15 protein-coding genes are annotated in these 17,905 nt (G+C 61.5%); 8 read left to right on the top strand and 7 right to left on the bottom strand.

Going from position 1 to position 17,905, the window contains the following annotated elements; all coding sequences use genetic code 11:
• Positions 1–165: 165 nt before the first annotated feature.
• From HHL24_RS29160 to HHL24_RS29135, 6 genes are all read left to right on the top strand, one after another.
• Positions 166–1,257, top strand: a complete 1,092-nt coding sequence (locus tag HHL24_RS29160; protein WP_169488807.1) for a porin — start codon at positions 166–168, stop codon at positions 1,255–1,257.
• Positions 1,258–1,611: 354 nt separating this feature from the next.
• Positions 1,612–2,475, top strand: a complete 864-nt coding sequence (locus HHL24_RS29155; protein ID WP_206003072.1) for a branched-chain amino acid ABC transporter permease — start codon at positions 1,612–1,614, stop codon at positions 2,473–2,475.
• Positions 2,476–2,483: 8 nt separating this feature from the next.
• Entirely contained in the window at positions 2,484–3,494 is a 1,011-nt protein-coding gene (locus tag HHL24_RS29150) for a branched-chain amino acid ABC transporter permease (RefSeq protein ID WP_169488805.1), read from the top strand.
• Positions 3,487–4,251: an ABC transporter ATP-binding protein gene (locus HHL24_RS29145; RefSeq protein ID WP_169488804.1), complete on the top strand. Its 765-nt coding sequence runs from the start codon at positions 3,487–3,489 to the stop codon at positions 4,249–4,251. The genes HHL24_RS29150 and HHL24_RS29145 overlap by 8 nt, the downstream gene beginning before the upstream one ends.
• Positions 4,238–4,945, top strand: coding sequence for an ABC transporter ATP-binding protein (locus HHL24_RS29140; protein WP_169488803.1), 708 nt, complete (start codon positions 4,238–4,240; stop codon positions 4,943–4,945). The genes HHL24_RS29145 and HHL24_RS29140 overlap by 14 nt, the downstream gene beginning before the upstream one ends.
• A gap of 72 nt (positions 4,946–5,017) precedes the next feature.
• On the top strand, positions 5,018–6,202 hold the full coding sequence (locus tag HHL24_RS29135; protein ID WP_169488802.1) for an ABC transporter substrate-binding protein: 1,185 nt from the start codon (positions 5,018–5,020) through the stop codon (positions 6,200–6,202).
• A gap of 183 nt (positions 6,203–6,385) precedes the next feature.
• Here HHL24_RS29135 and HHL24_RS29130 read toward each other — a convergent pair whose 3' ends face one another.
• The 5 genes from HHL24_RS29130 to HHL24_RS29110 form a co-directional block, all read right to left on the bottom strand.
• A complete protein-coding gene (locus HHL24_RS29130; protein ID WP_169488801.1) occupies positions 6,386–7,291 on the bottom strand; it encodes an SDR family oxidoreductase in 906 nt (301 codons plus the stop codon).
• A gap of 87 nt (positions 7,292–7,378) precedes the next feature.
• Entirely contained in the window at positions 7,379–8,935 is a 1,557-nt protein-coding gene (locus HHL24_RS29125; protein ID WP_169488800.1) for a class I adenylate-forming enzyme family protein, read from the bottom strand.
• Positions 8,932–10,668, bottom strand: a complete 1,737-nt coding sequence (locus HHL24_RS29120; protein WP_169488799.1) for a long-chain fatty acid--CoA ligase — start codon at positions 10,666–10,668, stop codon at positions 8,932–8,934. The genes HHL24_RS29125 and HHL24_RS29120 overlap by 4 nt, the downstream gene beginning before the upstream one ends.
• Before the next feature lie 129 nt (positions 10,669–10,797).
• Positions 10,798–12,024 (bottom strand): acyl-CoA dehydrogenase family protein, encoded by a 1,227-nt coding sequence (locus HHL24_RS29115; protein WP_169488798.1) that lies wholly within the window; start codon positions 12,022–12,024, stop codon positions 10,798–10,800.
• Between the two features lie 92 nt (positions 12,025–12,116).
• Positions 12,117–12,890, bottom strand: coding sequence for an SDR family oxidoreductase (locus HHL24_RS29110; RefSeq protein ID WP_169488797.1), 774 nt, complete (start codon positions 12,888–12,890; stop codon positions 12,117–12,119).
• 265 nt (positions 12,891–13,155) lie between these two features.
• On the opposite strand from HHL24_RS29110, the gene HHL24_RS29105 reads away from it, so the two are divergent.
• Positions 13,156–14,961 (top strand): acyl-CoA dehydrogenase, encoded by a 1,806-nt coding sequence (locus HHL24_RS29105; RefSeq protein WP_169488796.1) that lies wholly within the window; start codon positions 13,156–13,158, stop codon positions 14,959–14,961.
• Positions 14,962–14,999: 38 nt separating this feature from the next.
• Here HHL24_RS29105 and HHL24_RS29100 read toward each other — a convergent pair whose 3' ends face one another.
• Positions 15,000–15,893, bottom strand: coding sequence for an IclR family transcriptional regulator (locus tag HHL24_RS29100; protein ID WP_206003068.1), 894 nt, complete (start codon positions 15,891–15,893; stop codon positions 15,000–15,002).
• Positions 15,894–16,073: 180 nt separating this feature from the next.
• Positions 16,074–17,288, bottom strand: a complete 1,215-nt coding sequence (locus HHL24_RS29095; protein WP_169488795.1) for an MFS transporter — start codon at positions 17,286–17,288, stop codon at positions 16,074–16,076.
• Positions 17,289–17,491: 203 nt separating this feature from the next.
• On the opposite strand from HHL24_RS29095, the gene HHL24_RS29090 reads away from it, so the two are divergent.
• Entirely contained in the window at positions 17,492–17,860 is a 369-nt protein-coding gene (locus HHL24_RS29090) for a BON domain-containing protein (RefSeq protein ID WP_169488794.1), read from the top strand.
• Positions 17,861–17,905 lie beyond the last annotated feature (45 nt).

Genomic DNA, 17,905 nt, shown 5'->3' with positions numbered 1-17,905 from the left:
CCCAAGGCGCTCACCAGCAGACCCATTATTTCGCATCCCTTACCAGATCGCGAAGGCCCGTTATCGCCCATTGAAATCGCATCACGCAACAGATCGCCAGAACCTTGCAGCACACGCATTACTTCGCCAGTTCAATCGATTCCAATAAACAAGGAGACACGAAGCATGCCGGCAAGTTATCGCAATCGGTTTGGAGCCATTCTTGGATTAGCAGGTGCGTGCGCACTAGGCGCCGCCCCGAGCGCCCATGCGCAAAGCAGCGTCACGTTGTACGGTATCGTCGACGGCTCCCTCCTCTACACCAGCAAAACGCTTGACCCGACGACCGGTCAGAGCGCCGGCCATCAATACTCGTTCACCGACAGCGGGCTCTCGGGTTCGCGCTTCGGCATGCGCGGCGCCGAAGATCTCGGCGGCAGCATGCGCGCGATCTTCGAACTCGAAAGTGGCATCAGCATTGCCAACGGCTCGCTCAGCAATTCGAACGGCAACGAATTCGGACGGCAGGCGTGGGTTGGCGTGGACAGCCGCTACGGTACGGTCAAGGCCGGCTTGCAGTTCTCACCGTTCTTCCTCGCGGTGTACGACTTCGACCCGCGCGAGATGTCGTACTTCGGCAGCGGCCTCATCACCTACCTCAACAATGTCTATGTGACCGGCCTGTTCAACCCGAACGGCATTTCGTACACGTCGCCGGAAATCGCCGGCTTGCAAGCCAGCGCGATGATGGCATTGGGCGGCACGGCTGGGGATTTTCAGGCGGGCCGTCAGTACTCGGCGAGCCTGCGTTACCACCTCGGCGGGCTGACGGTCGATGCCGCGCTCTACAGCGGCAACGCCGGTGGCAGCGCTGCATCGATCGCGATTCCAAGCGTGGTCGAATTCGATGGCCGTGCAATCGGCGCCAGCTACGTGTTCAATAACCTGACCGTGAAGGCTTCATACGTGCAGTACAAGGTGGCGGGTTCGTTCAACGATCGCGTCTATTCAGGCGGCGCCAGTTATCGCATCACACCGGCGCTGAACGTCGACGCCGGCGTATGGGTGACGCGCGATGGGAACAACTCGTCGAACAATTCGATACTGGCGTCCACCGGGCTTGAGTATTCGCTGTCGAAAGCCACCGTGGTGTATGGGCAAGCCGGGTTCGTGACCAACCACGGTGCGATGCACACCGGACTGTCCGTCAACAACGCACTGAACGAAGCGACCGGCACAACGGCGGGCGTGAACGTCGGTATCCGGCACATGTTCTAGCCGGTGCAGAACGCATGATCGAGCGTGCCGCGCGGGTGGCACGCCGGATCGATCCAGAATGCGCATCAACTAAGTGACTTCCCTAATAATCTGCAATGCAGAACAATCAAATTGAAAATCCTATTGACGCAAAGTGAACGCTCGTGCCAAATTTCTCTCGCGCCGCTGCACATCACTTTTCCAGTTCGCGCCAATGCATGCGTGTTTTAAACCGTCGACAATCGTCGATGACGGTCGCCGGATTCGAGCAGCGACTGTTGTCCCGTCCGTAGTCAGGCGAGCGGCGATGCGTCCCCTGAGGCGAGGGTGACAATCGCATAGCCCGCCTCCGCTGGAGGGTGTAAAAGCGTGGATATGTTTTTGCAGCAGGTTCTCAACGGGTTGACGCTGGGCGGCATCTACAGCCTCGTCGCACTCGGACTCACGCTGGTCTACGGCATTCTCGCGGTGCCGAATTTCGCCCACGGCGCGTTCTACATGGTCGGCGCGTTCGTCTCGTTCTACCTGATGAGCCGGCTCGGCTGGAACTACTGGCTCGCCATGATCGGCTCTGGCCTCGCCGTCGCGGTACTCGCGATCCTTGCCGAGCGACTGGTGTTCCACCCGTTGCGCAAATCTTCCGAATTGCATCCGATGATCGCCGCGATCGGCCTTCTGCTGTTTCTCGAAGCCGGTGCGCAAGCGATCTGGGGCGCGGACTTTCATCGCATGGCCACGCCCTACGCCGGGATCATCGATCTGGGCGGCGTGACCGCGCCGTTGCAGCGCTTGCTGATCATCGGCGCCGCGTTCACGTTGGTGGTGCTGCTGCAACTCTTCCTCAAATACACGGTGATCGGCTCGAGCATCATCGCGATGGCGCAGGACCGCGACGGCGCCTCGCTAATGGGCATCGACGCCAATAAGGTGACGATGCTGACCTTCGGCATCTCGGGCCTTCTCGCCGCCGTGGCGGCCACGCTGTACGCGCCTATCAACCTCGTCTATCCGGCGATGGGTCAACTGGTGATCCTGAAGGCCTTCGTGATCATCATTCTCGGCGGCATGGGCAGCGTGCCGGGCGCGATCGTAGGCGGGCTGATCATCGGCATGGCGGAGAGCTTCGGCGCCTTCTACATTTCGACCGACTACAAGGACATCATCGCCTTCGTGCTGCTGGTGGTGATTCTGTCGGTTCGTCCTCAGGGGCTGTTCACCAGGGAACTGCGCGCATCGTGAGATCAGTCATGAAATTATTCGAGGGCAAGCTGGGGTGGACGCTGTTGTTCGTGCTCGGTCTCCTGTTCCCGTTTCTGGCCACCAACGACTACATGCTCACCGTGATGTCCACTGCATACATCTTCGCGCTGGCCACTGTCGGGCTGAATCTGATTACCGGTTATACGGGGCAGTTCAATCTCGCACACGGCAGCTTCATGGCGGTGGGTGCATACACGGTGGGCATTCTCACGGTCGATCATCAGGTGCCGTTCTGGCTTGCGTTCATCGCGTCAGGCGTCGTCGTCGCGATACTGGGCGCGTTGGTCGGGCTTGTGTCGCTGCGTCTGCGCGGCCATTACTTTTCTATTTTCACGTTGTGCGTCGGCTACATCATGTTTCTCGTGATCGAGAAATGGGACAGCCTCACGCACGGTGTCTCGGACATCGTCGGCATTCCGGCGCCTGCGGGCTTCGGCATCGTTTCGTTTGAAAATCCGCGGCCACTCTATTACCTGGTGTTCGCGTTTCTGGTGCTCGGTGTGTGGCTGATGCATCGCATTGTCAACTCGCTGCTCGGCCGGACCTTCATGGCGATCCGCAATAGCGACGGTCTCGCGCAGTCGCTCGGCATCAACCTGATGCGCAACAAAGTGCTGGCCTTCGTGCTGTCGGTCGTCTATGCGGGGTTCGCTGGCGGCCTCTATGCGGGTGCCGTGCGCTTTCTCGGACCGGATCTCGCCGGCGTCGAGCACACCTTCGACATGACCATGTACATGCTGGTAGGCGGCATCGGCACCCTCGCCGGCCCGCTGCTCGGCGCGCTCGCCATACCATGGCTCACGCAGTATCTGCAGTTTTTGCAGGAGTACCGCTTCGTCGTGTTCGGCCCGATCCTGATTCTGCTGGTGATCTTTCTGCCGAACGGTATCGTCGGTTTGTATATGGCGAGAAAAAACCGGCGCGCGAAACTTGCAACGCCGAAAAGCGACATGGTCAAGCGTCAGTCGCAGCCCACGCGCGGAGACCGTCATGCTTGAAATCGACTCGCTCAGCAAACGCTTCGGCGGTCTCGTCGCGGTGGACGACGTGAGCACGCATATCGAAGCCGGCAAGATCAACGCCATCATCGGGCCCAACGGTGCGGGTAAAACCACCTTCTTCAATCTGATCAGCGGCACCCATCTGCCGAGCTCAGGGCGCATCCTCTTCAAAGGCCAGGACGTGACAAAGCTGGGCGCCGATCAGATGGCGCGGCTCGGCGTCGCGCGCACATTTCAATCCACCGCGCTGTTCGACCGGGCCAGCGTGCTCGATAACCTGATCGTCGGCCACCGGCTGCGCACACACTCAGGACTGTGGGACGTGCTGACACATTCAGCGCGGCTCAAGCACGAAGAACGCATTTGCCGCGAAAAGGCGCGTGAGGCTTTGGACTTCGTCGGCTTGTCGGCGATCGCGGAACGGATGGCCGGCGATATCTCGCAGGAGGAGCGCAAACGCGCAGCTGTGGCACTCGCGCTTTCTACCGAACCGAGCCTGATGCTGCTCGACGAACCGGCGGGTGGCGTGAATCCCGAAGAGACCGAAGGCCTCGCCGAACTGATCCGCAAGCTGGTGAAACACGGCGTGACCGTGTGTCTCGTGGAACACAAGATGAACATGATCATGAAGCTGGCGGATCGCATCATGGTGTTGAACTACGGCAAGAAAATTGCCGAAGGCACGCCTGCCGAGATTCGCGCGAATCCGGCCGTGATCGACGCTTACCTTGGGAGCGAGCATGCTGAAGTTTGAGAACGTCGCACTCGACTACGGCAGTTTCCGCGCGCTGGACGGCATCAATCTGCACGCGGACGACGGCGAACTGGTGGTACTGCTCGGCGCCAATGGCGCAGGCAAGAGCTCGATCTTCCTCGCGACGAGCGGCCTGCGACGCGCCGCGAGCGGCAGCCTGCGGCTGGGAACGCGCGAACTGCTCGGCATGACGCCTGCGCAAATTGTGCGCAGCGGTGTGATTCAGTGTCCCGAGGGCCGCAAGCTGTTCCCGGGCATGTCCGTGCTGAAAAACCTCACGCTCGGCGCCTATGTGCATCGCGGCGACAAGGCCGGTAATCAACGCAATCTCGACCAGGTGTTCTCGCTGTTCCCGCTTCTTGCCGAACGCAAAGACCATCCGGCTGGCTCGCTGTCCGGCGGGCAGCAGCAGATGGTGGCGATCGGCCGCGCGATGATGGCCCGGCCCAAGGTGCTGCTGCTCGACGAACCGTCGCTCGGTCTCGCGCCGCTGGTGGTCAAGCAGGTGTTCGAGGTGATCCAGCAGATCAATCGCGCGGGCACGACGGTGTTGCTCGCCGAACAGAACGCGTTCGCGGCACTGAAGATCGCGCACCGCGCCTACGTGATCGAGAACGGCCGCATCGTGCTCGAAGGCGATCACGCGAGTCTGATGAACAACGAAGCGATCCGGCGCGCTTACGTCGGCGGCTGAACGAATTTGACGCACGGCCTGACGCATGACCCTATGCGTCGGCCCATTCGAACAATCCCAAAGGAGACACGTATGACGATCAAACGCTTGTGCGGACGCGCTGGCCTGTACACGGCTGTCGCCACGACGGCGCTGCTGGGCGCGGGCGCCGCGATGGCACAGCAGGTGGTGCATATCGGCTACTCCGGGCCGTTGAGCGGCGGCGCGGCAAAGTACGGCCAGGAGGTGCTCGACGGTATGCAGATGGCGGCCGCCGACGTCAATCAGGCCGGCATCGAAGTGGCCGGCAAGAAGATCAAGCTCGAGATCGTGCCGCTCGACGACAAGTACAACCCCGCCGAAACCGCGATCAACGCACGGCGTCTCGCGCAGGAACAGCAGGCGGCCGTGGTGCTCGTACCGCATTCGGGCGGCGGCTTCGCGGTGCAGACCAGCAACGAGCAGCAGAAATTACTATTGCTCTCGTACACCAGCGTGCCGCAGATCAGCGAGCGCGGCAACAAGCTCACAGTGCGCATCCCGCCCGCGTTCACGTCGTATCTGAACTCGTTCATCAAGTACGAAATGGCGACGTACGGCAAGAAGGTCGCGCTCGCCGCCACCGATACCGACTACGGCAAGGTCTGGGTCGCCGCGTTCAAACCCGCGTGGGAAGCGGCCGGCGGCACGATCGTCGCGGACAATTCGATGTCGTATAACCGCGCCACCGATTTCTATAGCGGCGTGAGCCGCGTGCTGGCGGCCAAACCCGATGTAATGTTTATCGGCGGCCCGTCCGAGCCGACCGGTCTGATTGCACAGCAGGCGCGCGAGTTGGGCTTCAAGGGCGGCTTTATCGTGATGGACCAGGCCAAGCTCGACGAAGTGGCCAAGGTCACCGGCGGCTATGCAGCGCTGAACGGCGCGATCGGGGTATTGCCGTTGGCCGACGATGACACGCCGAACGCCAAAGCGTTTGTGGAACGCTTCCGCAAGAGCCACGGCGGGCGGGACCCGAGCCAGGAGGTATCGCTGAACTACACCGCGGTCTACGCGACGGCACTCGCGATGAAGCTGGCCGGCAGCGTCAGCGACGCGACCGCGATCCGCAATCAGTTCGATAAGGCCGTGAAAGCGCTGCCGCCGCAGGCCAATCCGCAAAGCGTGACCGGCGTCGACGACCATGGTGGCTTCGTGATCGGCAATCCGCTGGCGGCGGTGGTTCAGGGTGGACAGTTGAAGTCGGCGGGGTTGAGTTCGCTGGCTGCGGCGAAGTGACGGCGCGATAGGGAAAGGCTTAAAAAGGGCGCCGTGATTTTCACGGCGCCTTGTGCTTTTGAGGCCTTGTGTATTCGAGGCCTTGCGCATTTCAAGTCTTGCGTATTTCAAGTCCACGTATTTGAAGCCTCATGTTTTTGACGCCTCGTGTTTTTGAAGCCGGCGCTTCCGCCGGCTCCCCGATTACCCCTTCAACGCCTCGATAATCTGCACACGCACTTCAGGCCGCTCGGCAAAGGGATCGGTCGGATTTCTCGGCGTGACGATATCCTCGGCGCGCGTTTTCACGGCGCCTAGCGCGTGCGGATGCGAAAAGATATAGAACTGCTCTTCGCGGATCGCATCGAACACCATCCCCGCGACCTCTTGCGCGCTGACCTTCCCCGAACTCACCGCCTTCTCGCTCAGCGCACGCGACACGCGTTGCGATAAGGTCGGCGGCGTGTCGTTGGCCAGTTCGGACGGCCGGTTGCGATGCGCCTTCGCAATCCCCGTCGGCACGAAGTACGGGCACAGCACCGAGCACGCCACCTGTTGCGTGACCAGCGAAAGATCCTGGTACAGCGATTCGGTCAGCGACACCACCGCATGTTTCGACACGTTGTACGGACCCATCATCGGCGGATTGAGCATGCCGGCCATCGATGCCGTGTTGACGATGTGCCCGCGATATCCCGGATCGCGCTTGGCGGCCTCGAGCATCAGCGGTGTGAAAACGCGCACGCCGTGAATCACGCCCCACAGATTGACGCCGAGCAGCCATTGCCAGTCGCGCTCGGTGTTCTCCCACACGAGGCCGCCGCTGCCGCCCACGCCCGCGTTGTTGAACACCAGATGCACGCTGCCGTAGGCGTCGAGCGTGGCGCGCGCCAGTGCGTCGATTTCCTCGCCCTTCGCGACATCGACGCGGCGCGCGATTGCCTGCGCGCCTGCTGCGCTCACCTCGGCGAACGTTTCGTCGAGTGCGTCCTGTTGCACGTCGGCGAGTACGAGGCGCATGCCCAGCTTCGCGCCGAGCCGTGCGAACTCACGGCCGAATCCGGAGCCGGCGCCGGTGATCACCGCGACCTTGCCTTCAAAATTGTCCATGCCTTGTCCCATTGCCCGTTGGTGTATTCAGTCAGGTGTCGTGGCGCGTTGTTTCACCGCGACGTTCACCGCGCGATGTTCACCGCGCTAACGCGCGGCGGGATAGTACTGCTCGCGCAATTCCCGTTTCAGCACCTTGCCGATCGGACTGCGCGGCAAGGTCTCGATGAAAGTCAGCGCGGAGAGCCGCTGCATTTTTCCCAGCCGCGCGTTGACCCACGCAAGCAGCGTGTCGGCATCGATCGGCGCATATGCCCGGCGCACCACGAACGCAACCGGTGTCTCGCCCCATTGCTCCGACTGCGCACCTACCACGGCCACATCCGCGACATCCGGATGCGAGCGCAGTTCAGCCTCGAGGTCGCTCGGATAGACGTTGAAGCCGCCCGAAATGATCATGTCCTTCTTACGATCGAGCAGCGTCAAAAACCCGTCTGCATCGAAGCGGCCCATATCGCCCGTGCGGATGAAGCGCTTGCCGCTCGGGTCGTACCATTCCGCCTCGGCAGTCTTGTCCGGTTGACGGTAGTAGCCGGTCATCATCGCCGGCGAATGGCCCACGATTTCGCCCACCTCGCCTGCTGCCACCTCGTTGCCGAGTTCATCGATCAGACGAATGTCGTGACCTTCCATCGGTTTGCCGACCGTATGCAGCTTGGTGGGAAATTCGTCGGCCTCCAGCTGGCACGAACCGCCGCCTTCGGTCATGCCGTAGTACTCAGTGAGCTTGCCCGGCCAGCGGCGCACCACGTCCGCCTTCACGCTCGCCGCGAACGGCGCGCTGGTGCAGAACTTGGCCTGGAAGCTGGAGAGGTCGTAACGATCGAAATCAGGATGCGCCATCAAGCGCTGATACTGGACCGGCACCAGCATCGTGTGCGTGACACGGTACTGTTGCGCCAGCTCGATATAGCGTGCGGCGTCGAATTTCGGCATCAACACAACTGTGCCGCCGAATGTCAGCGTCGGCATGAAACTCACGAGCGTCGTGTTCGAATACAACGGTGTCGAGATCAGCGTCGTGGCATCAGGGCCATAGCCACGCTGAATGCTGCGCACCGCGTAGGCCCAGCGCATGCCGTGCGACTGCACGATGCCTTTCGGCGTACCTGTGGTGCCTGACGAATAGATGATGTTGAACGGCCACGCCGGATCGATCGTCACGGCTTCGGGCCTGGCTCCCCCGTGCTCGAGCCACACTTCCAGCGCGGTGCTGCCTGCGTGCACATCGAGCGCGACGGGGATTGCACTGATCTCCGCGGCCACCGGTTCGAGCAGACGCTTGACGTCGGCATCGAGGAACAGCAGCCGCGCGCCCGAGTTGCCGATCATGCTGACAAGACTCGTCGCGCTCGACGACGGCGCGAGCGGCGCAACCACCGCCCCTGCACGCAGGCCGCCGAGAAACGCCACGGTGTATTCCACCGAGGCGGTCGCGCACAACGCAATCGCATCGCAAGGCTTGATGCCGTCTCGCTGCAATGCCGCGGCAAAGCGATCGACTCGTGCGTTTAGCGCAGCGTAGGTCACAATCTCGCCGTCGCAGATCAACGCCGCGTGCGCGCCGCGTTCTTTAGCGAAGCGGTGGAGCATGTCGGTGATGCAGACGAACGGTTCATCCAGTAACGCTTCGAGCCATGTCATGACGAGGCGCCTCCTGTGCTGCCGTTGCTGCCGTTGCTGCCATTGCTCTCACTGGCTGCGGCCGTGCGTGCCGCATCCTCTTCCTGCAACTTGCGCCACAAAATCTTGCCGCTGCCCGACTTCGGCAGCGACTTCACGAACTCGATAATGCGCGGCGCCTTGTAAGACGCCATCTGCTCGTGCGACCAGTCGATGATCTCCTGCTCGCTGATCGTGCCGGCATGCGCCGCAGCCGGCACCACCAGCGCCTTCACGGTTTCGCCGCGCCTGGCGTCCTTCACGCCGATCACGCACACCTCGTGGATCGCGGGATGCCGGTACATGAGCGCCTCGACTTCCGCGGGCCAGACCTTGTAGCCTGATGCGTTGATCATGCGTTTGAGGCGGTCCGTCATGAAAAAATACCCGTCCTCGTCGATATGACCGAGGTCGCCGGTACGCAGAAAACGCTTGCCGTCGAGTTGGATAAACGCTTCTTCAGTCGCTTTGGGATTGCGCCAGTAACCTTGCATCACTTGCGGCGCGTTCACGATGATTTCACCGGTTTCGCCTTGCGGGAGTTCCTGCAGCGTGACCGAATCGATCACGCGAGAGTCCACGTCGAACACCGGAATACCCAGGCACTGCGGCTTCGGCCGATGAGGCGGATTGATGTGCGTGCCGGCAATCGTCTCAGACATGCCGTAGCCTTCGACGTAATCGAGCCCTGTCAGCGACTTGAGCTTTCTGGCAATGGCGTCCGGCATCGCCGCGCCGCCGCCGCGTGCGCCTGACAGGCTCGACAGATCGTATTCGCCGAGCTTCGGGTTAGACAGAAAATCGACCATCATCGCCGTGATCGACTGCCACGCGGTCACGCGATATTTCTGCATGCATAGCGCCGCCGCTTCCCGATCCCAGCGCGGCAACACGACAATCGTTGCAGCGGAGAAGACCGCGCTGTTCATGCCGCCTTGCATGCCGGTCACGTGAAAGAACGGCAATACCGATAGGTAAACGCCGTCCGACGGCGCCGAAAACCAGACGCAGCCGCCGAGCAGCGTGCTCATCACGCTGCGGTGCGTATGCATGCAACCCTTCGGCTTGCCGGTGGTGCCGGACGTGTACGGCATCACACACAGATCGTCTGGTCCGGTGGTGAGCGGGCCCGGCGCGATACGCCGTTCGAGTACCTCGCGCCAGGGCGTGACGCCGGGAATACCGAAGGTCTTGCGCGGCGCCGCCACGAATTCCGGCACATTGATTGGCGATGGCCGCTTCAGGTAATCGCTATACGTCGCAACGATTGCGTGCTCGATACCCCGCCCCGGCCCCTTGCCGATCAGCGGCTCGACGTTCGCGAACAGGCATTGCGGCGCGAAGATCGTGGTCGCCCCGCTGTCTTCGACGTAATGAGCCAGCTCACCGCTCATGTTCATCGGATTGACCGGCACCACGACAGCGTTCGCACGCAGGATGCCGTAGTAAGCGATGATCCATTGCGGGCTGTTCTGCATGTAAAGCAGCACGCGGTCGCCCGCCTTGACGTGGCATTCCTGCTGAAGAAATCCGGCGATGCGCTCAGCTTCGTCCTTGAACTCACCGAACGTGACCGGCGTGTCGTAGAAGACGATGAACGGTTTGTCGGGAAAGCGCGCCGCCGACACCTCGGCGTTATAGAAAATGTTGGTCTCGGGCAGCGTCAGATGCTTTGGCACTTGCGGCGGCCAATTCGGGTGATGGCGTTCGTTCATAGGCGTCTCCTGCCTTAATGGCTGTGCGCGTTTCACACGAAGGTGCGCGCTTCGTTTACATCCGCCGCGTGACGGACGCGGCTCGCTAATGATTCATCGGAATCAGCAGAATCAGGGGAGCCAAGGGCTTCATGAACGCCCGAGGTAGCGCCCAAGTTCCATCTTCGCGATGGCGTTACGGTGCACTTCGTCGGGCCCATCGGCAAAACGCAGCGTGCGCGAACTTGCATACGCGCGCGCGAGGCCGAAGTCGTCGCTGACCGCGCCGCCGCCATGCACCTGCATGGCCCAGTCGATCACCTGGCACGCCATGCTGGGCGCGGCCACCTTGATCATGGCGATCTCCTGACGCGCGTCCTTGTTGCCGACCGTATCCATTTTGTGCGCTGCATTCAGCACCAGAAAACGCGTCTGGTCGATCATGATGCGTGCATTCGCGATCCGTTCACGCGTGACGCCCTGATCGGCGATCGACCGGCCAAACGCTACACGGTCCAGCGAGCGGCGGCACATCGCCTCAAGCGCGCGTTCAGCACGCCCGATCAGGCGCATGCAGTGATGGATGCGGCCCGGTCCGAGCCGCCCTTGCGCGATCTCGAAGCCGCGCCCCTCGCCCAGCAGCATGTTGCTGGCCGGCACACGTACGTTTTCAAAGGAGATTTCGGCGTGGCCGTGCGGGGCGTCGTCATAGCCGAATACCGGCAGATGACGCAGCACTTTCACACCCGGCGTGTCGATCGGCACCAGAATCATCGACTGCTGCTGATGTCGGTTCGTATGATCCGGATTGGACTTGCCCATGAAGATGAGGATCTTGCAGCGCGGATCGTTCGCACCCGAGGTCCACCATTTACGGCCGTTCAGAATGTAGTCGTCGCCGTCGCGTTCAATGCGCGCTTCGATGTTGGTCGCATCCGACGAGGCCACTTCCGGCTCCGTCATCGCAAAGGCCGAGCGGATCGTACCGTCGAGCAGCGGCAGCAGCCATTGCTGTTGCTGCTCGGGCGTGGCGTAGCGCACCAGCGTTTCCATGTTGCCGGTGTCGGGCGCCGAGCAGTTGAACGGCTCCGCGCCGATATGCGAGCGCCCCATGATTTCGCACAGCGGCGCGTATTCCAGGTTGGTGAGTCCCGCACCGTATTTCGACTCAGGCAGGAACAGGTTCCACAAACCCGCGGCCTTCGCCTTCTCTTTCAATTCCTCGATCACCGGCGCGGGCTGCCACCGGTTGCCGGATTCACGCGCCGCGTCCATCTGTGCTTCGAAAACCGCCTCGGCCGGATACACGTACTCGTCCATGAAAGCGTTCAGGCGTTGCTGCAAACTCTTGACCTTGTCCGAGTGCTGAAAATCCATGCGGTGTCTCCCAAGCAAAGCTGTTTTATACGTGAGCGCAGCGCGCCTCGTCCCTCGCGCTGCGCCTCGAAACCGCTCAGTTAGACGACGGGTCAGACGATGATCGAGCCGCCGTCCACCGCGAAATACTGCCCTGTGATGTGACGCGACGCTTCGCTCGCGAGGAACACGACCGGGCCTTTGAGATCCTCGTCGCCGCCAAGACGCTGCAACGGCGTGCGCGAGACAATGGTGTCTTCGAGTTTGTCGAGCAACCCTGCCGACATCTTCGAGGGAAAAAAGCCTGGGCAGATCGCGTTGACGTTGATGTTGTACTTGCCCCATTCCGCCGCGAGCGCCCGCGTGAAGTTGATCGCCGCGGCCTTGGAGGTGTTGTACGCAATCGTGTTCATGCCGGGCGGCGAACCCTTCAGGCCCGCCACCGACGCGATGTTGATGATCTTGCCCGCACGGCGCGGGATCATGCTGCGCTTGCCAACTTCGCGAGCGACGAAAAACGGTGCGTGGACATTCAGGTTCATCACCTTGTGCCATGCTTCGTCGGGATAGTCCTCGGCGGGTGCGCCCCATGTCGCGCCCGCGTTGTTCACGAGAATGTCGACACAGCCATGCAGGCCGAGCACTTCCTCCACGAGACCGGGAATACCCTCGAAGCGCTGCAGATCGTTGACCACCGTCTGCACCTCGATACCCCGGCTTTGCAGATGCGTTTTCGCTTCGGCGAGTTCGTCGGCCTTGCGCGCGGTGATCGCCACGCGACAACCCATTTCTCCCAGCGCCTCGGCCATTTGCAGGCCTAGCCCGCGAGAGCCTCCAGTGATGAGTGCAACCTTGCCGTCCAGTTGAAACAGGTCTTTCACGGACATTACGACGCTCCTCCAAGTTGTTCTGCAATGCAGACTTTCATTCCAGATTTTCTGACCATCATACGTGCCGAAATTCGGCGTGTAAATAAAAGCACGCTCATTCACTTTCGATATAAACTAGCATCCATCGTGGATGGGCGGATCATTGGGGCTTACCCGCGTACCGCACTTTTCAATCGAGCCGCGTCTATGCGATTTCGTGGGTTTCCGCGCTTTCCGCGTAGTTGTTCTGCATAGCGGCCTACCTTTAGACAGGTCTTCTCCCATGCAAGAAGCGCTGATCATCAACTCGCGTGATCTGGAATTCCAGCTGTTCGAAGTGCTCGAGGCCGAGACGCTCACGCAGCGCGCGCGCCACGCCGACCACAGCCGTGAGACCTTTAACGCGGCGCTCGAAACGGCTCATGCGGTTGCTGCCGAAAAATTCGCGACGCACAACCGCCTCTCGGACGAACACGAACCGCAATTCGACGGTCAACGCGTCACGATTCCCGCCGAGGTGAAGGAAGCGCTCGACGCGTTCCGCTCCGCCGGCTTTCTCGCAGCCGGCAAAGACTACGAATGGGGCGGCATGCAGTTGCCTTCGGTGATTTCCTTTGCGTGCCTGTCGCTCTTCAAGAGTGCCAACATCGCCACCTCGTCTTACGCGATGTTGACCACGGCGAATGCGAACGTGATCGAACGTTTCGGCAGTGCCGAGCAGAAGCGCAAGTATCTGCAGGCGTTATTCGAAGGGCGCGCGTTCGGCACGATGGCGCTGACCGAGCCGCAAGCGGGCTCGAGCCTCTCGGATCTCGTCACCAGTGCAACGCCCAACCAAGACGGCACCTATTCGATCCGCGGCAACAAGATTTTTATTTCGGGCGGCGATCACGAACTGAGCGAGAACATCGTCCACCTCGTATTGGCGCGCATTCCCGGCGGGCCGCCGGGCGTTAAAGGCATCTCGCTCTTCACCGTGCCGAAATTCCACGTGAATGACGACGGCAGCCTCGGCGCGCGCAACGACGTCGCGCTCGCGGGGCTGATTCACAAGATGGGCTGGCGCGGCACCACGTCCACGATGCTGTCGTTCGGCGAGCGCGGCGAATGCATCGGCGAACTGGTTGGCGAACCGCATCAGGGTCTCGCCTACATGTTCCACATGATGAACGAGGCGCGCATCGGCGTCGGCCTCGGCGCGGTCATGCTCGGCTACCGCGGCTACCTGGCGTCGCTCGATTACGCACGCGAACGGCCGCAAGGGCGCCGCCCGGATAACAAGAACCCGCTCGATCCGCAATTGGCGCTGATCGAACATGCCGACGTGCGCCGCATGCTACTCGCACAAAAGGCCTATGTAGAAGGCGCCTACGCGCTGTGCCTGTACGCGGCACGCCTCGTCGACGAACAGCACACCGGCGAGAGCGACACCGCTCGCGCCGAAGCGGGCCTGCTGCTCGATCTGCTGACGCCGGTGGTGAAATCGTGGCCGTCGCAGTGGTGCCTCGAAGCGAATAGCCTGGCGATCCAGATTCACGGCGGTTACGGCTATACGCGTGAATATCCGGTCGAGCAGTTCTACCGCGACAACCGCCTGAACATGATTCACGAAGGCACGCACGGTATTCAGGCGCTGGATTTGCTGGGCCGCAAGGTGGTCATGAAACAGGGCGCGGCGCTCAAGCTGTTGGGGCGTGAAATACAGCGCAGCGTTGAATCGGCTCGAATTCATCCGGCGCTGCAAGCGCATGCCGATTCGCTCAGCAAGGCATGGAGCGAATTGACCGGCACGGTCGAAGCGTTATTGCCCACGCTGGCTAGCGAAAGCGAACGCGCGCTTGCCAACGCGAATGCTTTTCTCGAAGCGTTCGGCCATATCGTGCTTGGATGGACGTGGTTGCGGCAGGCGATCGTTGCCAGCGCTGCGCTACCTGAGGCGAAAAGCGAAGCTGACAGTGATTTCTATCGCGGCAAGCTGCACGCGTGTCAGTGGTTCTTCCGGTGGGAATTGCCGCGCGTCTCACTGATGCTTTCGACACTGCGCGGCCTGGACGATACGACGCTCACGATGGCGCTTCAGTGGTTCTGAACGCCCTCGCTCGCGCAATGCCTCAATGCCTCAATGCCTCAATGCGATAGTGCGATTTCCAGCTGCGTCACCACGTCGATCAGGCGTGGCCGCACTTCCTCCAGAAGGAATTCCTTCGAGAGCTTGAATGAGGGGCCGCCGACATTGATCGCCATGATCGGCAGCTCACCGCCCGGCCGGAAAGCGCGCGCGATGCCGTTCACCTCTTTCTGCCAGTCCCCGAATGAAGTCGTCACGCCGAGCGTGCGGTAATCTTCGAGCGCATTCTCAATGCCGCGGCGGGTTTTCGGCCACGTCACGTGATCGAGCTCACGCACCTGCTCCATGAAGCTGAGACGATCGTGTTCAGGAATCGCCGCGAGCCACGCGCGACCAATCGCCGACGTAGCAACCGGAATACGCGAACCGACTTCCAACGTCAGCGTGAGCGCAACCGAGGCCCGGCAATTTTCCACGTAGATCATTGAGAGCCGGTCGCGCGTACCCAACGACACGGTTGCGCCGACGACGTCGGCCAATTCCTGCATTACCGGCCGCGCAATCTTGCGCACATCGAGCCGCGCCAGCATCGCGCTGCCTAGCGCAAGCGAAGCCGTGCCAAGCCGGTATTTGCCGCTCTCTTTCAGGTGAATCAGATAGCCGAGCAGCGTGAGCGTATGAGTCAGGCGCGATACCGTCGATTTCGGCAGCTTGCAACGCGATGCGAGTTCCTGATTGCTCAGCGATTTGTCGCCCGAGCGAAAACACGCCAGCACCTCGAGCCCGCGCGCGAGTGCGGTGACGAAATGGCGGTCGTCCTTGTGCGCCTCGTGCGCCGTCCGGCTCGCGAGGACTGTACTGGCTCTCGCGGATGCAACGGGGGTTTGCGCAGCTTCGCCAGCGCTCGGAGCGTCGGCCGGATTATCGATCGGGCTGTGATTGGTTTTGCTCAAAATGAAACGCGCTCCTGCGAAACGGCACCATCTGAAGGACAAACCGCGCCCCGGATCGAGGGTGATCCAGGCTGCGGAATTATAGACAAACGCAAACAGTCGCTCAGACTTCTTCTTTCGGCGCAGCCACCACCGGGCTGAAAAAATAAACGATCGCGCCGATCGCAAGTGGCACGGCGGTTACGGCGAACAGCGCCGAGTAGATTCCCGCGTTCGATAGATGCACCTGTTTTGCGGCACAGCGATCCAGCCGAAACAACTGCTGGTCAGCGCCACGCCGAGAAAAACCAGGCTGTTGAGCAGGCCCAAACCGAGCCCAAGCCGGCGCGGCGAAATGATGGCGCGCGCTTGCGACATCACGAGCGGATGAATCGAGCCGGCCGAGAACAACACGCATATCAACGCGACACTGACCATCCAGTTGCCGCCGGGACTGATGGCGAGCACGAGTGCCGCCAGCACGCCGGCAATCAGCCACAGCAACGAGATCAGCTTGGGCGCGCAGAACCGCACGGCCACCGGAATACAGAACGACGCGGCGATCCCGATCACGCTGGTGACGGTCATTGCATTGCCACGCGCGATGACGTCGAAACCGTAGACGTCGGCAAGATACGGGCCGCCCCATGACGTACGAAACGTGCCGCCGACTGAGAGCGCGAGGCAGGCCGGCATCAAGGTCCAGAAACCGGTGCGCCGTTTCACTGCGCCTGCCGCGTGTTGCGGCGCAGCGAGGCTCTGCTCATGCGCGGCGGCATCGCGCCGGCGCACGAAGCATACGACGCCAAGCGTCGCGCATAGCATGGCAAGTGCAGCGGTGACCATGACCGGACGCCAGCCGAAGCTGGCTGTCGCCCGGCTCAACGGAAACGCGGCCAGCAATGCGCCCGCCATGCCGATCGCGCTCGCCGTCGTGACGGCGCGCACATTGCGCGTGCCGTGGCCGGTGCGCAATACGTAATTGAGCAGCCCCATGAAGATGGGGGCGCAACCTAATCCGATGCCGGCTTGCGCGACGAGCGCAATGGTTGCGCTCGTCGTCATCGAAAGGATGCCGGCGCATGCGGCGCCGATGCCCATCAGAAGCGCGGTAGGTCCGCGCACGCCGTAGCGGTCGAACATGATGCCGACCGGCAGTTGTGCGATAGCGAATACGAGAAAGAACGAGCCCGCGAACCAGCCGAACATTTGCGGTGAGAAATGGAAATCGCCGATCAGCTGGGTGGAGATCACAGCGATATAGCTGCGGAAAAACTGGCTGAGCACGTAGCTGAAGGTCAGCGCCCACAAGCCGTAATCGATCGACGATGCAGCGGTATCCGTGCATGGTTCATCGAGTTGTTGCTGTACGCCATCAGACATCTGCGGTGCGCCTTTGATGATCGAAGCCGCCATGATAGGCGATCCAGGCGACGGGCGGCCGGGTCAGTTTTTTCAACACGAGCGCGTTTGCTGGAGTATTGTTTAAGCGCGCTGGGAGCTTCACAACGTCACTCTTCTACAAGACCGGGGGTCCATGCTGGCGGCAAAGTGCTTGCAGGCGCGTGGTTTTTTGCATGCAACGATGCGAAATCAACTTTTCGAGGAATGGAGAAAACGTGAAAACAGTCAATCTTTTGAAGGCGCTCGGCATCGCATTGTGTGTGGCGACGGTGTCCAGTGCCTATGCCCAGTCGAGCGACGCAATGGCGTCGGGCAGCATGGCGGCGCCGGCTGCCAATCCTAAAGCCGTCAAGAAGGTGGACCGCAAGTTGGGTCTGGACGTGCGCAAGGCTTTGTCGAAAGCGCAGGGTTTCGATGTATCGAACGTGTTTGTCCGGGCCCGCGGCGGCGCGGTGACCTTGACTGGAACGGTGCCCGATGGCGCGCAGATCCCGCAAGCGGAGGAAGTGGCCAAGGGCGTTGCAGGCGTGAAATCGGTGAACAACAAGCTGACGCTCGGCACGCAGGGCGGCGGCGGAGGTTGATCGCGCCTGGCGCTTGATAATCGATGACAGGTTGCGATGGGTAGC

It is taken from the genome of Paraburkholderia polaris (assembly GCF_012927345.1).
GTDB classification, from domain to species: domain Bacteria; phylum Pseudomonadota; class Gammaproteobacteria; order Burkholderiales; family Burkholderiaceae; genus Paraburkholderia; species Paraburkholderia polaris.
Note: the sequence above shows the minus strand (reverse complement) of the source record. Positions and strands in the feature narration are given on the sequence as shown.

What these genes read in the sequence shown, in the direction of transcription:
- HHL24_RS29160 (WP_169488807.1), top strand. Translation starts at nt 166, where the DNA reads ATGCCGGCAAGTTATCGCAATCGGTTTGGAGCCATTCTTGGATTAGCA.
- HHL24_RS29155 (WP_206003072.1), top strand. Translation starts at nt 1,612, where the DNA reads ATGTTTTTGCAGCAGGTTCTCAACGGGTTGACGCTGGGCGGCATCTAC.
- HHL24_RS29150 (WP_169488805.1), top strand. Translation starts at nt 2,484, where the DNA reads ATGAAATTATTCGAGGGCAAGCTGGGGTGGACGCTGTTGTTCGTGCTC.
- HHL24_RS29145 (WP_169488804.1), top strand. Translation starts at nt 3,487, where the DNA reads ATGCTTGAAATCGACTCGCTCAGCAAACGCTTCGGCGGTCTCGTCGCG.
- HHL24_RS29140 (WP_169488803.1), top strand. Translation starts at nt 4,238, where the DNA reads ATGCTGAAGTTTGAGAACGTCGCACTCGACTACGGCAGTTTCCGCGCG.
- HHL24_RS29135 (WP_169488802.1), top strand. Translation starts at nt 5,018, where the DNA reads ATGACGATCAAACGCTTGTGCGGACGCGCTGGCCTGTACACGGCTGTC.
- HHL24_RS29130 (WP_169488801.1), bottom strand. Translation starts at nt 7,291, where the DNA reads ATGGACAATTTTGAAGGCAAGGTCGCGGTGATCACCGGCGCCGGCTCC.
- HHL24_RS29125 (WP_169488800.1), bottom strand. Translation starts at nt 8,935, where the DNA reads ATGACATGGCTCGAAGCGTTACTGGATGAACCGTTCGTCTGCATCACC.
- HHL24_RS29120 (WP_169488799.1), bottom strand. Translation starts at nt 10,668, where the DNA reads ATGAACGAACGCCATCACCCGAATTGGCCGCCGCAAGTGCCAAAGCAT.
- HHL24_RS29115 (WP_169488798.1), bottom strand. Translation starts at nt 12,024, where the DNA reads ATGGATTTTCAGCACTCGGACAAGGTCAAGAGTTTGCAGCAACGCCTG.
- HHL24_RS29110 (WP_169488797.1), bottom strand. Translation starts at nt 12,890, where the DNA reads ATGTCCGTGAAAGACCTGTTTCAACTGGACGGCAAGGTTGCACTCATC.
- HHL24_RS29105 (WP_169488796.1), top strand. Translation starts at nt 13,156, where the DNA reads ATGCAAGAAGCGCTGATCATCAACTCGCGTGATCTGGAATTCCAGCTG.
- HHL24_RS29095 (WP_169488795.1), bottom strand. Translation starts at nt 17,288, where the DNA reads ATGGCGGCTTCGATCATCAAAGGCGCACCGCAGATGTCTGATGGCGTA.